The organism is Proteiniphilum sp. (genome assembly GCF_034331125.1).
GTDB lineage: Bacteria > Bacteroidota > Bacteroidia > Bacteroidales > Dysgonomonadaceae > Proteiniphilum > Proteiniphilum saccharofermentans.
Genome location: NZ_JAXQGC010000038.1, coordinates 47,321 through 65,889, shown reverse-complemented (window position 1 = coordinate 65,889; position 18,569 = coordinate 47,321). Strand labels below are relative to the sequence as shown.

Here is an 18,569-nt window from a genome sequence, read left to right as displayed (position 1 = left end):
AGGTATGAAACGCGCAAAAGAATTGTTCATACACCATAACATGATTATTGCGAGTTCCATATGATACCTTTAAATTATTCGTGTTAAGCTAAATGGGCAGAGTCAAGCTTGCTTGAGCTATGCCATAGCAGGCGAATATCTAACTTTAGTGAAATTAATAGTTTTAATCATATGAAAAAAGTTATTGCCGCAATTGCGTTGTTATTCGTAACCCTTGCATCCTTTCCCTGTACAAATTTACTGGTAGGGAAGAAAGCTTCCACAGACGGATCTACACTGATCTCCTATGCTGCTGATTCCTATGCACTGTATGGAGAACTGTATCACTGGCCCGCAAGACAATATAGTCCGGGAGAAATGCTCAAAGTATATGAGTGGGATACAGGAAAGTATCTGGGCGAAATACCTCAGGCATTACAGACCTACAATGTGATTGGTAATATGAACGAACACCAGTTGGCCATTGCCGAAACAACTTTCGGCGGACGAAGCGAACTATCCGATTCTACAGGCATTATGGATTACGGAAGCCTTATTTATATTACGCTACAGCGTGCCAAAAACGCCCGGGAAGCCATTAGCGTGATGACCGGACTGGTAAAGGAACATGGCTATTACAGTTCAGGCGAATCGTTTTCAATAGCAGACCCTGAAGAGGTGTGGGTTATGGAGATGATCGGTAAAGGCCCCGGCAATAAAGGGGCTGTCTGGGTGGCTGTGCGTATCCCTGACGATTGTGTATCAGCTCATGCCAACCAGGCACGTATCCAACAATTCCCTTTAAACGATCCCGACAATTGTATCTACTCTCCGGATGTGATCTCGTTCGCCCGTGAGAAAGGATATTTTGAAGGTAACGATACCGATTTCAGTTTTGCCAAAGCATATGCTCCTCTTGATTTCGGTGCACTCCGCTACTGTGAAGCGCGGGTATGGTCGTTTTTCAACAAAGTGAACAAGGATATGGCCCAGTACGTCACCTATGCACAGGGAAAAACTACAGATCCCATGCCGCTTTATATCAAACCCGACAGAAAGTTGAGCGCACAGGATATTCAGGAGATGATGCGCGACCACTATGAAGGAACCGAACTCGATTGGCGCTTCGATGTAGGTGCAGGTCCCTTCAACTCGCCTTACCGTTGGAGCCCGCTCTCTTTTGAGGTTGATTCCGTGGAATATTGTAACGAACGCCCTATCGCTACACAGCAAACAGCCTTTTCATTCGTGGCACAGATGCGTTCCTGGCTGCCTGATGAAATAGGTGGGATCCTCTGGTTTGGTATCGATGATGCGGCACAAACGGTGTACTATCCGTTCTATTGCGGCCACACCGAAACACCTCACGAAATGACTGCCGGAAATGGCGACCTGCTCACTTTTTCATGGACATCCGCTTTCTGGATTCACAATTGGGTCTCCAATATGGTGTACACCCGTTACAGCGATATGAGCGTAGACATGAAAAAAGTGCAATCAAAACTCGAAAACCAATTCCGAACCGCACAACCCGAAGTGGAACAGGAAGCGGCACGGCTCCGTGAACAATCTCCCTCACAAGCTGTTCAGTATCTTACACAATACACTAACAGCCTTGTAAAAGAAGGGGTAGCAGAATGGAAAAAACTGGGTGAATATCTTATGGTGAAATATGTAGACGGTGTAATCAAAAGAGAGGAGAACGGACAATTTAAGCGCAACCCATACGGGGAACCGGCTTCTCCTTTACGCCCGGGATATTCGAACGAATATTACAGAAAGATAGTCGACCAGACTGGCGAAAAATACAAAGTACATCCTATTGAATAAACAAAAAATAAGACTGTTTTAACATGGAAGAAGAAACATTATTAGCCCAGGTCACCGATAAGGCTATATCCTGGATTAAAGGAAATTACGATGCTGAGACGAAAGAAGAGGTACAACAAATGCTCGACAGCGACGATAAAACAAAACTGATCGATGCATTCTATAAAGATCTTGAATTCGGCACCGGCGGTCTGCGCGGCATCATGGGTGCCGGCAGTAACCGAATGAACATCTATACGGTAGGTTCTGCCACACAAGGGCTTTCAAATTACCTCAAAAAAGAATTTGCCGACCTGGATGAGATCAAGGTAGTGATCGGGCATGACTGCCGTAATAACAGCCGTAAATTTGCTGAAATCTCGGCTGATATCTTCAGTGCAAACGGTATCAAAGTATATCTTTTTGAGAATCTGCGTCCTACCCCTGAAGTATCTTTCGCTATCAGAAGGCTGGGATGCCAGAGCGGAATTATGATCACCGCTTCACACAATCCCAAAGAATACAACGGTTATAAAGCTTATTGGAACGATGGTGCGCAGGTACTTGCCCCGCACGATAAAAATATCATCGCCGAGGTGAACCGTATTAAATCGGTAGATGATATCCGTTTTGAGGGAAACAAAGACCTGATCGAGATTATTGGAAAGGATATGGACAAAGCGTTTATCGAAGAGGTAAAAAAACTGGTGCTCTCTCCGGAGGCCATTACCCGCCATAACGACCTGAAGATTGTCTATACTCCGATTCATGGAGCCGGAAGCACGCTCGTGCCTGATGCTTTGAGAGCTGTAGGCTTCACCAATATCATCTCCGTACCTGAACAGGATGTGATAAGCGGAGATTTCCCGACTGTGGTATCCCCCAACCCGGAAGAATCGGCAGCACTCGATCTGGCTATCAAAAAGGCCACTGAAACCGGTGCCGATCTGGTGATGGCGACCGATCCCGACGCAGACCGTATCGGTACGGCTATCCGCGACAATAAAGGGAATTTCATCTTAGTCAACGGTAACCAGACGATGCTGATCTGCCTCTATTACCTGATGACCCGTCGCGATGAACTGCAACTACTTACGGGTAAGGAATATGTAGTAAAGACAATTGTCACCACCGAACTGGTAAAAGAAATTGCCGATAAGAGAGGAATTGAGCTCTTCGACTGCTATACCGGTTTCAAATGGATCGCAGAGATCATCCGCCAGAACGAGGGAATAAAAAAATATATCGGAGGAGGAGAAGAGAGTTACGGCTTTCTGGCCGGCGACTTCGTACGCGACAAAGACTCTGTATCGGCCTGCACCCTGTTCGCAGAGATAGCAGCCTGGGCACGTGACAACGGGAAGAGTATGTACGAATTATTGCAGGATATCTATCTGGAATACGGCTATTCCAAAGAAGTAGGTATCTCCCTCGTACGCAAAGGCAAGGAAGGTGCCGATGAGATAGAAGCTATGATGAAGAATTTCCGGGTGAACCCCCTGACTTCTTTGGGCGGCTCTCCGGTTACCCTCGTGAAGGATTTTGCAAAACTGGAGGCTGTGGATCATCTTCACAGCGAACATATCTCCCTTGAAATGCCAACCACCTCCAACGTGCTGCAATTCTTCACGGAAGAAGGTACAAAACTCTCTATCCGTCCTTCAGGCACAGAGCCAAAGATCAAATTCTATATTGAAGTGAAGGGTGGACCGGCAAAAACGAGAGAGGCTCTGGAAGAAGCGGAAGAGGCAGCAAACAGGAAGATCAGTGCTATTCGCGAGGAATTGGGGATATAATTGATGTGATGATTTACAGATTTGATGATGTGATGATTAGAAATTCAATTAGCACATTATTTTAGTCTTGGTTCTTGATTCTAAAAGTCTTTTAAATATGAAACGAAAACTAACAATAGCTTTGGTGGCGCATGACCACCGCAAAGCCGATATGGTGGAATGGGTGGTTTTTAATGCCGACTTTTTGTCGAAGCATCACCTCGTTTGCACCGGCACCACCGGAACACTGGTACGTGATGCTTTGTACGAAAAAGGAGTCTATCCTGAATTCACCATCATGAATTCAGGGCCGATGGGCGGCGATGCAGAGATTGCCGCTATGGTGGTTCGTAAGGAGATAGATCTGGCCGTTTTTCTGATAGACGACCTCAATCCGCAACCTCACGAAGCAGATATCATGATGTTGCTTCGCCAGTGCCGGGTGCATAATGTACCCATAGCCTGTAACCGGTACAGCGCCGACCTCATGATCACCAGTAATCTATGGGATGATGATGACTATACTCCATCCCCACCCCGGTATGAGAAATTTGACAGGGAATCGTTGAATCTCTGAAACAACGATTAACTAAAGATTTGATCCCTCATCAGCCGACAATAGCCAATGAGGGATTTTTTAATAGATGGTTATCCTTCATAATGCGGACAAAAGCAAAACTAAAAGTCACAGCCTACCACAAGGAATTGGAAAACAACCTGTGAACTTTTAAATATAGCGCAACAAATAACTAAAGATGAGTAAGAATTGTATCACAAAATCCGCGATAATTCAAATTATCGCGGATTTACGCGATACTCCATATTATTGTTTAAGTATGCAATAATTTAAAATATTGCGCTAATATGCAATATTATATTTAACTTTGTGATTCAATTATAACAACCATAACATGATAGCAGTTATAAAAGGGGATATCATCGCATCAAGGAAGCTGACAGATCAGGAGAAATGGCTGTCACCATTAAAGAACCTGTTGTCCACATGGGGAAAGACTCCCGAGCAATGGGAGTTGGTGTGGGGTGATTTTTTTCAGATAGAGATTGATCACCCGGAAGAAGCACTCCAAAAAGCCTTTATCATAAAGACGCTGATAAAAAAAACAGAACCACTGGATGAGCAAAAAAAGATCAGTCCCATAGATGTGAGAATAAGCATAGGGATAGGAGAAAAGACCTATACGGGTGTAAAAATATCAGAAAGTAACGGATCAGCATTCATCTACGCCGGTGAAAAATTTGATGCCCTTAGAAAGGAAAAGATCACTATGGGGATAAAAAGCCCCTGGTCGCCTTTTGATGAGGAAATCAATTTATATCTGAAATTAGCCGGCACTTTTATGAATAAATGGACTATATCTTCGGCAGAGTTGATGCACGCAGTACTTCAAAACAATACATATACACAGCAAGAGATTGGGAAATTGTTGGGAATAAAACAAAGCGGCGTCAGTGGAAGATGGAATCGGGCCAATGTAGAAGAAGCATTGGATGTGGAAAAGATGTATCGAAAAAAGATTAAAACTCTACTATCATGATATTGCTCATCAAACTCATATTGGCTCACTTTATCGGGGATTTTTTATTGCAACCCAAATCGTGGGTTAAAGAGAAAGAGACTAAAAAACTCAAATATCCTCAATTCTATCTGCATATTTTACTGCACGGCATATTATACCTATTGATACTTTGGGATTGGAACTATTGGCTTTTGGCATTGGTACTGATGTTTGCACACGGGATAATTGATATAGTAAAACTATATGCCCAAAAAGAAGACAACAAACCCAAGTGGTTTTTGATAGACCAGGGGCTGCATATCATCACCATCGTCGTATTATGGTATATTTGGAGCGGATTAAGTTTCAATTTTCATGAATGGTTCGATAATGTAAATGTATGGATTTACATCACAGCGATACTTTTTTTAACGGTAGTAAGCAGTATAATCATACAGGTTCTCATGTCCAACTGGTCAAAATCGTTGAACGACAATAACGATGCATCCCTGGCCAGTGCAGGCAAGTATATCGGTATATTAGAGCGATTATTTATCTTTACATTTATATTAACCGGTAATTGGGGAGCTATCGGATTTTTACTGGCTGCAAAATCGGTTTTCCGTTTTGGGGATTTAAGGGAATCAAAAGACAGAAAATTAACAGAATATATTTTAATCGGGACCTTACTCAGTTTTGGTATAGCCGTAGCTACAGCAATGCTTGTACTGGAATTACAATGAGATTATATCAATAACTCTTCCTCGCAGAGGCTAACGGACATTTATATAAAAGGGATGAAACATTCAATCCCTTTTTTTGTTTTAATAAAAGATGATTGTAACAGGGCACCGATATGAAGACTCATACGACAAATTATTTCAATACATTGATTGAAGTGGCGGAAGATACAAAAGTAAACTGTGGAACAATACCGCCTGCAAAAGATAAAAAGACCGTCGCACAAATGCAATACGAACTGCTGGATGGTAATCCATACAACTACAGTTCCGATGATGTACTGTTTCTGGTATATGCAGAAAGGAATAATATCCCCCAAGATGAATATCCCCGGGCAAGGGAACAGTTCTTCTCGAAAGGACAACCCTGCATGCGCACTTCACCATTGACAAAAAATTACGGCTTTGGGATTCATAGTAACAGTGAAGGGAAAATTGCCTTCTATGGCATGGAGACGGAAGAGTATAAACAGCTTTTAGCTGACTCATCCGTAAAAAAGATAAAAGCGATGAAACGGGGATGATAACGAACAAACAAATTTTATAAAAGTATGAATAAACTAATTGCAATAGTATCACTAATGGTCATAGTACAATTAAGTCCGGCCCAGTCTTTGAAAACGGTCTCCTATATGGACGGGACACAGGAATTGAATGGGTTAGTCACTGCCAATGCAGGGCGACAATTACCCGGCGTATTAATCCTGCCAGCATGGAAAGGTGTTGACAATGAAGCCAGAACGGCTGCTTTAGAATTGGAAAAAGAGGGTTACATTGCCTTTATTGCTGATATTTACGGCAAAGGGAATATCCCGGAGGACAATGCATCCGCCGCAAAATTATCCGGGTCCTACAAAAGCGACTATAAAGCGTATCAGCACCGGATCGCTTTGGCGTTAGAGCAACTGGAAGAGCAAGGTGCTTTGCCTGACAAGATAGCAGTCATCGGTTATTGTTTCGGTGGGACAGGAGCCCTGGAAGCGGCACGTGCAGGATTTGACGTACAGGGAGTAGTCTCTATACACGGAGGATTGGGTAAAGACAAAAGCAGACCGAATACACCCATAAAAACAAAAGTATTGGTGGAACATCCGGCAGAAGACAAGAGTGTATCCCAGGAAGATTATGACAGTCTGGTGAAGGAACTGCGGGATGGCAATGCCGACTGGCAGATCATTATATACGCTAATAGCGGACACACCTTCACCAATCCCGAGTCGCACGAATACAACGAAGTTATGGCCCAAAGAGCCTGGAAACATACATTGATGTTTCTCGAAGAGATATTAAAATAACAAACATTTTTGCGAATTTCTAAACACAAAATAAAAGTATCCTGACAAAAAACGAATTGGCGGGGTATATCTCTATATCCCGTTGAAAACGGAAAAGTAAAATTATGAGCAAAGTAAAGATCAACAATACAGATTTGAAGATAACCCGCATCAATCTGGGTGGAAATGTATTCGGATGGACACTGGATGAAACCAGGTCCTTTGAAATTCTGGACAAATTCATTGAAAAGGGTGGAAATTTCATCGATACCGCTGATACTTATCCCTGGTGGGTAAACGGCACAGGGGGATTATCGGAAACCATTATCGGAAAATGGATAAAATCAAGAGGGAATCGGCAGGATTTGGTCGTAGCTACCAAAGTCGGTTCTGAAACCAATGAGCACACTTCTGATATCAGCAGGAAGCATATCCTGCAATCTGTAGATGAGTCATTGCAACGGCTTCAGACCGATCATATCGATCTCTATTATACCCACTTCGATGATGAAAAGACGCCTGTCGAAGAAACATTGTCTGCTTACGACGAAATCATAAAGGCCGGAAAAGTTCGCTACATAGCCGCGTCCAATGTTTCACCCGAAAGATTGACAGCTTCTTTTGAAGCGGCGGAAAAAAACAACTTTCCCAAATATGTCGCTCTTCAACCGCATTACAATCTAATAGAAAGAGCAAAATATGAGAATGACTATTTACCTCTGGTGGAAAAATATAATTTAAGCGTATTCCCTTACTGGTCTTTGGCAGCGGGTTTCCTTACGGGAAAATACCGCTCCGAAGCCGATTTCAAAAAGAGTGTAAGAGGGGCGGGAGCAAAAAAATACCTGAATGAGAAAGGTTTTGCCGTTTTAGATACTTTGGATAAAGTTTCTGCCAAACACGGCACATCACAGGCGGCAGTCGCGTTGGCATGGCTCCTGGCACAACCGCATATAGGTGCGCCCATTGCAAGCGCGACAAACCAAAACCAACTGGAAACTCTATTTGTGGCAACCAAACTGGATCTGGATAAAGAAGACCTGGATTTACTTGATAAAGCGAGTAAATAAAACAGCTCAGTATTTCGCCTTATTACAAAGAGCTGAAAGAATAATCTGCAAATAAGATACGCACATATAATATTGGAAAAGAGGGATATATCAACATGATTTAACCCTCTTTTTGCTTGAATAATCTATTTGAAACAAACCCAAATATTCAATTCCCACAGTCTGAAAGATCTTTCTGAGACTATAAAGATCAATTTTCAGGATGGAATTTATCGGGAACGACTCTTAGCATCTCTACAAAACAGTCTGATAATTGTTCGGGTAGAAGTAGGGTAACTACATCATCCAGCTTCAAACCATATTTGTGTGAGAATTCTCTTATTTGCCGCTTTCGGAATATTTCCTTCAAGGCGGTACGTACCGATAAATCAGGATATCTTAATATGAAGCAAAGGAAATCAAAATATTTCTCTTTCATTTCAATATTTATCCTTGGGGATTGTTTTTTACTTATCTTCACCAGTGCCGACTGAACTGTTGGAGGCGGCATAAAACTAGCCGGAGGAACAGTATAGATTAATTCTAAATCATAAAACGTATGGTAAAACAGCACGTAGGGATTGAAAACTCTTCTCCGGAAGAGCTTTTGAGCCGCCTCTAACTGTATTACCAGACTCCCTTTTTCAAAAAATTCCGTATTATTATACATCAACGATCTAAGTATGTAAGAGGTAATACCATAAGGTATATTAGAAACTGCCTTGAATTGTTTCTGAGGTATCCGGAATTTCCTGAAATCTGAATTAACGACAGTAATATTTTTGTTGAAAGCAAATCTCGTTCTTAATTCAGCAACGAGACCAGGATCACTTTCAATAGCTATTACATTTCCTGAATATCTGACCAGATGGCCTGTAAGGAATCCCCGGCCTGCACCAATATCCAGGACCAGATCATTTTTTTGTATTTCAGCTAAGCGGATGGAATCTTCTATTAATTGTGTATCTATTATAAAGTGTTGTCCTGTAAATCTTACAGGAACTCTATTTTTGTTCATTGTACATTTCTTTTGGATGAATACTGCACTGAAGAGAGATCACAGAAAAGTGACAGACAGTATTATCCTGCAGAAATAACAAGACTGCATTGCCTTAGCTCAAAAAAGAAAACAATGCAAAACAAATAGTATTCTTCTTTTAAAAAAGGAGAAAACAAATAAAATAATCAAAGGACCGTCTATCACTTAGATAGCAGTCCACGGTCTGCTGAAATACATAATGTGTATATTTATTGTTACAAAAGTACACGATTTTTCTTTAAAAACTGATACCTTTGATGGTAGATAACGACTTTACTACATGAAATTGATAAAACGAATAATGATAATCCTTGTAAGCATTGTATTGCTGTTGAGCATTACGATATTTTTCTATATCCGGCAACCGAAGTTCGGCAGAGCTCCAAGCGGGGAACGACTCGAGCAACTACAACAATCCCCGAATTACAAAGATGGACAATTCCGGAATATCCGTCATACACCCAATTTCAGCGGAGATCAATCGCCTGCAAAAATCTTTTTCAATTTCCTTTTTAAGAAAGTTCCACGTACAAGACCCGTTGACGAGATCCCGTCTCTGAAGACAGATTTGAAAAATCTGCCCATCCATGAAAATGTGCTGGTATGGTTCGGCCATTCCTCTTATTTTATCCAACTCAACGGAAAGCGGTTTCTGGTCGATCCGGTTTTTAGTGGCAACGCTTCGCCGGTACCTAATTCCAATAAATCATTCAATGGGACAGATGTATATTCGGCCGATGATATGCCTGAAATTGATTATCTGCTTATCACTCATGATCATTACGATCACCTTGATTATCCGACAATAATGAAATTGAAACCAAAGATCGGGCACATTGTCTGCGGTCTGGGTGTAGGAGCACATTTAGAGTACTGGAAATTCGACCCTGGAAAAATTACCGAGAAAGATTGGAACGAAAGTATGTTTATTTCCAATAATATCACCCTGTATACTGCACCGGCACGCCATTTTTCAGGCAGGAGTTTTTCAAGGAACAACACTCTTTGGCTGGCATTTATTCTACAAACCAAAGAGTTAAAATTATATCTCGGGGGCGACGGTGGATATGACACCCATTTTGCTGAAATCGGAGAAAAATTCGGTGGATTTGATCTGGCGATTCTGGAGAACGGCCAGTATAATCAGGCGTGGCGAGCCATCCATCTACTGCCCGAGGAGGGATTACAGGCAGCAAAAGACCTAAAAGCAAAACGCTTGTTTCCCGTCCATTCTTCTAAATTCAAATTAGCTCACCATCCCTGGGATGAGCCGTTAAAAACCATAACCGAAATGAATGAGCAAGGAGATCAGATACCACTGGTAACTCCCAGGATCGGCGAAGTTGTCTATCTGAACGACACTACACAGGTTTTCAGTAAATGGTGGGAGGGGATTAATTGAAATCTGAATAATATTAACTACTTTTGTCGCCGAAGACAATCAGCTCCATTTGATGCCAAACCCATCAGTTGAAATGTTGCCTTCTTTTCAAGTTGATCATCGATGCAGAAATGGAAAGAAACGAAACAAGTCAATACACTTTTACCATTATTGTCCCGATTTACAATGAAGCAGAGAACATCAATCGGTTAGAAGAAAAACTACAAAACTTCTTACCTCAGTCGCTATATCCTGCTTGTGTACTGTTTGTCAACGACGGTTCGACCGACGGCAGCCGGGAAAAAATACATAGTATCTGCGAACGGAACCCCCATTTTTTCTATCTTGACATGAAAAAGAATGGTGGACTGAGTGCTGCTTTAAAAGCCGGATTCGATTACTGTTTTTCGGAATTCGTGGGCTATATGGATGCCGACATGCAGACTGATGCCGATGATTTCAACCTGCTACTCCCTCATCTGGCCGAATATGAATTGGTAACAGGTATACGTGCTAACCGCAAAGACTCGTTCTTCAAGAACCTGCAATCAAAAATAGCCAACGGATACCGGCGGATGATGACCGGTGACGGCGTATCTGATACCGGCTGTCCTCTAAAAGTGTTGCATACCGGGTACGCCAAACGTGTACCAATGTTCAACGGAATGCACCGGTTCCTTCCGGCACTCATTCTGTTGCAAAACGGCAGGATACAACAAATCCCGGTACGTCACTATCCCCGTATAGCAGGAAAATCGAAATATCATCTGTGGAACCGGCTTACCGGCCCTTTTATCGACTGTTTTGCTTACCGGTGGATGAAAAAACGCTATATCAATTACCAGATCAGTGGAACCAATTTAGATTGATCTATGCAGGGAACAACCATCTGGATTTACGGAATTGGCTTTTTAGCCCAGATCTTCTTCTCGGCACGAATACTTTACCAGTGGATTGTAACCGAGAAAGCAAAGAAAATAATCTCGCCCCCTATATTCTGGATCCTGAGCATTTTCGGTTCCTACCTGCTTTTTATTTACGGGGTACTCAGAAACGATTTTGCCATTATATTCGGGCAATTCATTGCATATTATATCTATCTCTGGAACCTCAATATGCAGGGAATCTGGAAACAAATACATGTCGGACTGAAAGCCATTCTCCTATTAACACCGGTGATAGCGGTTGCATTACTGATGCGCGACATGAATGCTTTTACCACCCTCTTTTTCCGGCAGAAGGATATACCTGTCTGGTTACTGATCTTCGGTTCAGCCGGTCAGGTGCTCTTTACATTCCGTTTCATCTATCAATGGATCTATTCTGCCCATCTTCATCGGTCGGTACTGCCAATCGGTTTCTGGATTATCAGCCTACTGGGATCAGGTATCATCGTCGCTTACGGGATCATTCGCCACGACCCCGTCCTCATACTGGGACAATCGGTAGGTTTTGTGGCTTATGTACGTAACATCATGATTGGCTTACAGGCTAAAACAAATGTGCCAATATGAATAATCCCGACAAGTCGGGATGTGTAGTGCCAAGGTGAATAATGATGTTAGAAGAAAAGAAGTCGGAAGTGTAGTTAAAGTGTCCTCGGCAATATGTGCTTCGCACGATAATTGGTAATTGGTAATTAGTAATTAGTAATTGGAAATTAGTAACTCGGATGAAAACTAAGTATCTCTATCTCTTTTGGTTTATAGCGCTGCTCCCGGTTATGGTTTTACGGGACTATACCCCCAACAATGAGTTACGTTACCTGAGCATTATTGATGAAGCTTTGCGTAACGGCAACTTTTTTACTTTCACGCTGGATGGTGAGATCTATGCAGATAAGCCACCTCTCAGCTTCTGGCTGATGATGGCAGGGAAAACATTGCTCGGCAGCCACCAAATGTGGTTTCTGTCGCTCTTATCGTTTTTGCCCGCATTGGTAGTGTTGATGGTGATGGAGAAATGGATGAGAAAAGAAAAATCTTTTGCCTACCAACCCGATGGTTTGCTGATGCTGATGACCGGCGGTTTCTTTCTGGCGCTCACCATTACTATTCGGATGGATATGCTGATGGTGATGTTTATCACCCTTTCACTCTACACTTTTTTTAAGATATACCAGGGGGAAGGAAAAAAACGGGATGCTTACCTGTTTCCGCTCTATGTCTTTCTGGCTCTTTTCTCAAAAGGCCCCGTCGGCATATTGGTTCCGTTGCTCTCCACCCTGATATTTCTTCTCTGCCGGGGTAAAATCCGTACATGGCAACAATATTGGAGTTGGAAAAGCTGGCTGGTTCTACTGCTGGGATGTGGTATCTGGTTTACCGGTGTTTATATGGAAGGAGGAGATGCCTATCTCAATAACCTGTTAGTACATCAAACAGTGGGAAGAGGAGTGAATGCTTTTCACCATAAATCTCCGTTCTATTACTATGCTATTGCTATCTGGTACTTGCTGGCCCCCTGGATGTTTTTATGCGTGGGACTAATCATTGCCGGAGTGGTTCGCAAAAAAATCCAAACCGAGACCGAAAAGTTTTTTCTTACTATTATCCTGACGACTTTCGTCATGCTATCCCTGATCAGTTCCAAGTTGGCAGTCTACCTGCTTCCCGCTATACCGTTTCTGATCTATCTCCCGGCCATGCTACTCGATAAATTCGATGAGAAAAACATCTGGTTACGGCTTTCGGTAGCAGTGCCTGCCGTCGTTTTCGCAGTAGTGCTGCCGGCTGTTTTTTATATAAAGGGAGTCGACGAAATCTCTTATATCGCCGTACCGCTGGTGTATGCGGCGGCAACTGTCATCTCCCTCGGCGGACTCACGGTTTTATATCTGCTTTTCCGGAAAAAAGCGCTCCGTAAATCTATCCGCGTGATGACTTTCACCCTTTTATTGACTATCTTTATCGCCGGATTAGCCTTGCCTCAGTTGAATCCTTATATGGGATGGAACACATTATGCAACGAAGCGATTCGTATTGCGGAAGAGAAAGGCACTTCCGAATATTATGTGTATAAGATTTCACGGCCCGGAAGTATGGATGTTTTTCTTGGAAAAGAAGCCATAGTTGCTTCCGAAGAAGATATACTGAACAATACATTATCCGGCCAACTGCTACTGTTACCCGAGAAAGCAGTATTGAATAACAGTCAGATTCAATCTGTTATATCAGGCAAAGAGCAACACAAAACCGGCCCTTACCTCATTATTGTTTTATAATCTGATGAAGATGAAGATATTGGTTACCGGCACCGCCGGATTTATTGGTTTTCACGTCGTACGCGAATTAGTCCGGCAGGGATATGATGTGGCCGGTCTCGACAACATCAACGCTTATTATGATATACAACTAAAATATGCCCGTCTGGCCGAAACAGGCATACCACAGGAGAAAATAAAAGAGGGCGAATGGGTACAGAGCGATAAATACCCGACCTACCGTTTTATCCGGCTTGACCTGACTGATGCCAAAGGACTTCTCACTCTCTTTCGTGAAGAACAATTCACACATGTCCTCCATTTTGCTGCACAGGCCGGGGTCAGGTACTCCCTTAAAAATCCTCTTTCATACATCAATTCCAATATAGTGGGTTTTACCCACCTGCTGGAGGCATGCCGTTCCTATCCTGTCCGGCATTTCCTTTATGCCAGTTCCAGCAGCGTCTACGGAGACGACACTCCCTCTCCTTACAAGGAATCGGCCCAAACCGATCATCCCGTAAGTCTTTATGCGGCTACTAAAAAAGCAAACGAGTTGTTGGCCTATTCCTACAGCAAACTTTATGGAATAGCTGCAACCGGTATCCGTTTTTTTACGGTCTATGGCCCCTGGGGACGTCCCGACATGGCTCCATGGTTGTTTATATCGGCCATTACGGCAGGAAGGCCTATCAAGGTTTTCAACAACGGGGAAATGCAGCGTGATTTCACCTATATCGACGACATTGTGGAAGGAGTACTCAAAATTATGCCTGCTCCTCCGCAAGCCGAGGTTCCCAATGTAGTATATAACATGGGCTGTGCTTCGCCCGTACAACTGATGGATTTCATCCGTATTATCGAAAAAACCACCGGAAAGAAAGCTGTCAAGGAGATGGCAGATATGCAACCCGGAGATGTAGTATCTACTTATGCCGATACATCATTACTCGAACAGAAGTTTGGATACAAACCCCGTACATCGGTTGAGACCGGTATCAGGAATTTCTACGACTGGTTTAAGGAGTATCGTCACGGGTAAATATCTGTTCAAGGAATACAATCCCGGAGAAAACAAGCTGTACAAGAAATATTTCTCCAAAGTGACAGGTCTTTGGCCCTGCCCGATTTTCGGATAGTGCCAATTTTCAGTTTTTTGTCCCAAATAATTTTATCAAACCGAAAAAATATGCTATTTTTGTAAGCCTGTTAAAAAGATGGTTTTTAGGGACGTTCTTCATCAGGTTGAACAGGCTGAAGAAAGGTATAACAGCCGGTATGAGGCCAAAAGAGATAACAATAACAACGATTAATAAGAACTCTTTTAACAAATAAAATTCAATAAAGTTATGATTAAAGTAGGTATTAACGGATTTGGCCGCATCGGACGCTTGGTATTCCGTGCTGCACAAAACAGAAATGATATCCAGATCGTGGGTATCAACGACTTGCTCGATGTTGACTACATCGCTTATATGTTAAAATATGACACGATCCATGGTCAGTTCACCGGATCGATCGATGTGAAAGACGGTAATCTGGTAGTAAACGGAAACACCATCCGTGTATCTGCTGAAAGAAACCCGGCCGACCTGAAATGGGATGCCGTAGGTGCAGAATATGTAGTTGAATCTACCGGTTTGTTCCTTTCTAAGGATAAAGCCCAGGGCCACATTGACGCTGGTGCAAAATATGTAGTGATGTCTGCTCCTTCTAAAGATGATACCCGTATGTATGTTGTCGGAGTAAACGAAAATACCTACACCAAAGGCGAACAATTCGTTTCTAACGCTTCTTGTACTACCAACTGTCTTGCACCCGTAACAAAGGTGTTGAATGACAAATTCGGCGTACTTGAAGGATTGATGACTACCGTACACTCCACCACTGCGACACAGAAGACTGTGGACGGTCCTTCTGCAAAAGACTGGAGAGGTGGACGCGCCGCATCTGCCAACATCATCCCTTCTTCTACAGGAGCTGCCAAAGCAGTAGGTAAAGTAATTCCCGAACTGAACGGTAAATTAACCGGTATGTCAATGCGCGTTCCCACTCTGAACGTTTCTGTAGTCGACCTGACTGTACGTCTGGCAAAAGAAACCACTTACGCAGAGATCTGCGCTGCTATGAAAGAAGCTTCTGAAGGCGAACTGAAAGGTATTCTCGGATATACCAACGAAGATGTGGTATCGAGCGACTTCATCGGTGATGCACGCACTTCTATCTTCGATGAAAAAGCAGGTATCCAGTTAAGCCCGACTTTCGTAAAGGTAATCAGCTGGTATGACAACGAATGGGGTTATTCCAACAAAGTACTCGACCTGGTTGCCCACATGGCAAAAGTAAACGGATAATACACCGTTATAACAATTATAGAAAACGCCTCCAAACGGGGGCGTTTTTTTGTGGTTGTTTTGCTCTTCCCGGCACCCCATGCTTCAAGGCACAAAAAAAGCCGGACAGCAACTGTTCGACTCTTTTTGTTCAATTACATTGGACTATCTCTCGCCATGACATAGCCCAAGCAAGCTTGACCCTGTCCATTTAGCTTAACGAAATAGTTCAAATATTCCGGTGTTATATTTTATTCCGGATGAATTGATTCTGTAGGACATACTTCGGCACAAGAACCGCAGTCAGTACATACATCCGGGTCAATCACATAAATATCGCCTTCCGATATAGCCTCAACAGGGCACTCGTCGATGCATGTTCCACAGGCAATGCAACTATCGTCAATTACGTAAGCCATAATAATAGTAAAAAATTAGTTATTGTAATTAGTTTATATTGATGCAAAGATAATCAGTTTTTTTCTAATACAAAAGAGGTGTAAAATATTGCCCGTTATTTAGAATCTGTATAAATTTCCCGTATCATCTTATTCCTTATATTTTGATAAAATAGCCGTTATAACCTATTCGAAACACAATAACCGACGAAGAATAACGTTTAAGATAACATATGATCAAAAAGGCAACATACTTTCTTCTATTGATCCTGATTTCAGGAAATCTCCATGGTCAACAGCGTAAGTTGCAGCATCGTCCTTATGCCGATCAGCGGCTGTTTCATCTGGGATTTACACTCGGATTACATACGCAGGATCTGATACTCACCCAATCGGGATTTATCAATGAAAACGGAGAGGTTTGGTTTTCTGAAATCCCTGCTTATTCGCCAGGATTTGCGATCGGCATCATCGGGGATATGTACGTCAACAGGTTTATGAATCTCCGGGTGACACCCTCGCTTTATCTGGGCGATAAAAAATTTGTATTCAGGGAACAATCATCAGGGGAAGAATTCGCTACACATATCCGTAACAACTATATCACCCTGCCGTTACATCTGAAAATCTCTGCCGACAGGATCAATAATTTCCGTACGTATGCCCTGGTGGGAGGGTATGGCAGTCTGGAACTGGCTTCTATTAAAAACCGTGCTGTACTGTTAAAACCATATGATGCAGGAATTGAGTTTGGTGTAGGATGTGATTTTTATCTGCCGCTTTTTAAACTGGCTCCGGAGTTGAAATTCAGTTTCGGCCTTGTGGACATACTGGAAAAGGAAAGGAATGACCTGAAAGATGATGATCTCCGGAAATATGCCAATTCACTGTCGAAAGCTGTTCAACGAATGATCACACTCAGTTTTCACTTCGAGTAATATTATTTTCGAGGGCGGCTCGATATAAAAATTTCTCTAATTACGGCTGGCTGTATAGTCTATTTTTCCTTTTTCGAAAAGGGATGCATAACTCCTTTTCCCCCTGAAATAGAAATCGATTAAGATGCTCTTCCGGTATTGTGTAGGGATAAGTTCCATAGTTGCTTTTCGCAGGTTCTCTCTCCGTACAGGCTTATAGTACGGCCTCATCTTCAGGAAATCTCTATAAGCATCGATCACCGCCTGTGCACTTTGGATGTTTCCTCTTAGCAAAAGACGCAAACCAGCCAGGATATCGAAGAAAATTCGTATGGTAAAGGTGGAATAGTATATTCGTTGCGGTATATTTTTATAGAGCATCAGCAGGTTATTGCGGAAATTCAGATACATCTTTTTCGGATTATCCTGGTTCAGTGATGCCCCGCCTACATGATACACTACAGATGCAGGTACACACATCACCCTCCTGCCCCGCGCATTCAACCGCCAGCAGAGGTCTATTTCTTCCATATGCGCAAAGAAACGTCCATCTAAACCTCCGGCTTCCGTGTACTCTTTCCTCCTGATACAAAGGCATGCTCCCGTCGCCCAAAAGACCGGCATCTCGTCATCATACTGCCCCCTGTCTTCTTCCACCACATGCAGTATTCTTCCTCTGCAAAAGGGATAACCATAACGATCGATAAATCCTCCTGATGCTCCGGCATATTCAAACCGGTTTTTATCTTTGTAAGCACGTATTTTCGGCTGTACCGCCGCCACTTCGGGATGAGCATCCATATAGGATATCAGAGGCTGCACCCAATCCGGCGTAGTTTCTACATCAGAATTAAGCAATACTACATATTCCGAATCTACTTGCTGCAACGCCTTATTATACCCCTCGGCAAATCCCCAATTCTTATCCAGCACAATCACCGGCAGGTCTGGATAATGTGTCCGGAGAAATTCCAGCGAATCGTCACTTGAATTGTTATCAGCCACAATCACATTGCACTCTTCGCTCAATGAATGTTGCAGCACTGAAGGAAGAAAACGCTCCAGCAATTTTCTCCCGTTCCAGTTCAATATGACGACAGAAGTTTTCACTAATTAAAATTACCAATGACTAATTACCAATTACAGTAAAACTAAA

Annotated in this window: 18 protein-coding genes; 15 read left to right on the top strand and 3 right to left on the bottom strand. The window is 42.8% G+C overall.

The window, feature by feature from the left end; translation table 11 throughout:
- Positions 1 to 171 precede the first annotated feature (171 nt).
- From U2P89_RS09030 to U2P89_RS08995, 8 genes are all read left to right on the top strand, one after another.
- Positions 172 to 1,809 (top strand): C69 family dipeptidase, encoded by a 1,638-nt coding sequence (locus U2P89_RS09030; RefSeq protein WP_019540457.1) that lies wholly within the window; start codon positions 172 to 174, stop codon positions 1,807 to 1,809.
- A gap of 23 nt (positions 1,810 to 1,832) precedes the next feature.
- On the top strand, positions 1,833 to 3,584 hold the full coding sequence (locus tag U2P89_RS09025) for a phospho-sugar mutase (RefSeq protein WP_092025360.1): 1,752 nt from the start codon (positions 1,833 to 1,835) through the stop codon (positions 3,582 to 3,584).
- Between the two features lie 97 nt (positions 3,585 to 3,681).
- Positions 3,682 to 4,140, top strand: a complete 459-nt coding sequence (locus tag U2P89_RS09020) for a methylglyoxal synthase (protein ID WP_092025363.1) — start codon at positions 3,682 to 3,684, stop codon at positions 4,138 to 4,140.
- 334 nt (positions 4,141 to 4,474) lie between these two features.
- On the top strand, positions 4,475 to 5,119 hold the full coding sequence (locus U2P89_RS09015; protein ID WP_076930362.1) for a hypothetical protein: 645 nt from the start codon (positions 4,475 to 4,477) through the stop codon (positions 5,117 to 5,119).
- Positions 5,116 to 5,823, top strand: a complete 708-nt coding sequence (locus U2P89_RS09010; RefSeq protein ID WP_076930360.1) for a DUF3307 domain-containing protein — start codon at positions 5,116 to 5,118, stop codon at positions 5,821 to 5,823. The genes U2P89_RS09015 and U2P89_RS09010 overlap by 4 nt, the downstream gene beginning before the upstream one ends.
- A 113-nt stretch (positions 5,824 to 5,936) precedes the next feature.
- Positions 5,937 to 6,344 (top strand): DUF6157 family protein, encoded by a 408-nt coding sequence (locus tag U2P89_RS09005; RefSeq protein ID WP_091906455.1) that lies wholly within the window; start codon positions 5,937 to 5,939, stop codon positions 6,342 to 6,344.
- Between the two features lie 27 nt (positions 6,345 to 6,371).
- Positions 6,372 to 7,115: a dienelactone hydrolase family protein gene (locus U2P89_RS09000; RefSeq protein ID WP_322191212.1), complete on the top strand. Its 744-nt coding sequence runs from the start codon at positions 6,372 to 6,374 to the stop codon at positions 7,113 to 7,115.
- Between the two features lie 104 nt (positions 7,116 to 7,219).
- A complete protein-coding gene (locus U2P89_RS08995; protein ID WP_322191211.1) occupies positions 7,220 to 8,164 on the top strand; it encodes an aldo/keto reductase in 945 nt (314 codons plus the stop codon).
- A gap of 190 nt (positions 8,165 to 8,354) precedes the next feature.
- On the opposite strand, the gene erm is transcribed toward U2P89_RS08995, so the two are convergent.
- Positions 8,355 to 9,161: a 23S ribosomal RNA methyltransferase Erm gene (erm, locus tag U2P89_RS08990; RefSeq protein ID WP_313380438.1), complete on the bottom strand. Its 807-nt coding sequence runs from the start codon at positions 9,159 to 9,161 to the stop codon at positions 8,355 to 8,357.
- A gap of 322 nt (positions 9,162 to 9,483) precedes the next feature.
- Between erm and U2P89_RS08985 the strand changes: the two genes are divergently transcribed.
- From U2P89_RS08985 to gap, 6 genes are all read left to right on the top strand, one after another.
- Complete coding sequence (locus tag U2P89_RS08985; RefSeq protein ID WP_322191210.1) at positions 9,484 to 10,584, top strand: MBL fold metallo-hydrolase; 1,101 nt, start codon at positions 9,484 to 9,486, stop codon at positions 10,582 to 10,584.
- A gap of 110 nt (positions 10,585 to 10,694) precedes the next feature.
- On the top strand, positions 10,695 to 11,432 hold the full coding sequence (locus tag U2P89_RS08980) for a glycosyltransferase (RefSeq protein WP_322191209.1): 738 nt from the start codon (positions 10,695 to 10,697) through the stop codon (positions 11,430 to 11,432).
- A gap of 3 nt (positions 11,433 to 11,435) precedes the next feature.
- Positions 11,436 to 12,077, top strand: coding sequence for a lipid-A-disaccharide synthase N-terminal domain-containing protein (locus U2P89_RS08975; protein ID WP_313380441.1), 642 nt, complete (start codon positions 11,436 to 11,438; stop codon positions 12,075 to 12,077).
- A 158-nt stretch (positions 12,078 to 12,235) separates the two neighbouring features.
- Complete coding sequence (locus U2P89_RS08970) at positions 12,236 to 13,786, top strand: dolichyl-phosphate-mannose--protein mannosyltransferase (protein WP_322191208.1); 1,551 nt, start codon at positions 12,236 to 12,238, stop codon at positions 13,784 to 13,786.
- 10 nt (positions 13,787 to 13,796) lie between these two features.
- Complete coding sequence (locus U2P89_RS08965; protein WP_322191216.1) at positions 13,797 to 14,807, top strand: NAD-dependent epimerase/dehydratase family protein; 1,011 nt, start codon at positions 13,797 to 13,799, stop codon at positions 14,805 to 14,807.
- Between the two features lie 307 nt (positions 14,808 to 15,114).
- Entirely contained in the window at positions 15,115 to 16,119 is a 1,005-nt protein-coding gene (gap, locus tag U2P89_RS08960; protein ID WP_092025378.1) for a type I glyceraldehyde-3-phosphate dehydrogenase, read from the top strand.
- Positions 16,120 to 16,349: 230 nt separating this feature from the next.
- On the opposite strand, the gene U2P89_RS08955 is transcribed toward gap, so the two are convergent.
- The gene (locus U2P89_RS08955) at positions 16,350 to 16,517 is read right to left on the bottom strand and encodes a DUF362 domain-containing protein (RefSeq protein ID WP_076930343.1); all 168 of its coding nucleotides are present in this window, start codon (positions 16,515 to 16,517) and stop codon (positions 16,350 to 16,352) included.
- Between the two features lie 212 nt (positions 16,518 to 16,729).
- Here U2P89_RS08955 and U2P89_RS08950 point away from each other — a divergent pair, with 212 nt between their 5' ends.
- Positions 16,730 to 17,434: a porin family protein gene (locus U2P89_RS08950; protein WP_091906464.1), complete on the top strand. Its 705-nt coding sequence runs from the start codon at positions 16,730 to 16,732 to the stop codon at positions 17,432 to 17,434.
- Between the two features lie 36 nt (positions 17,435 to 17,470).
- Here the strand turns inward: U2P89_RS08950 and U2P89_RS08945 are convergent, their stop codons facing one another.
- Positions 17,471 to 18,523: a glycosyltransferase family 2 protein gene (locus U2P89_RS08945; RefSeq protein ID WP_091906466.1), complete on the bottom strand. Its 1,053-nt coding sequence runs from the start codon at positions 18,521 to 18,523 to the stop codon at positions 17,471 to 17,473.
- Between the last annotated feature and the right edge of the window lie 46 nt (positions 18,524 to 18,569).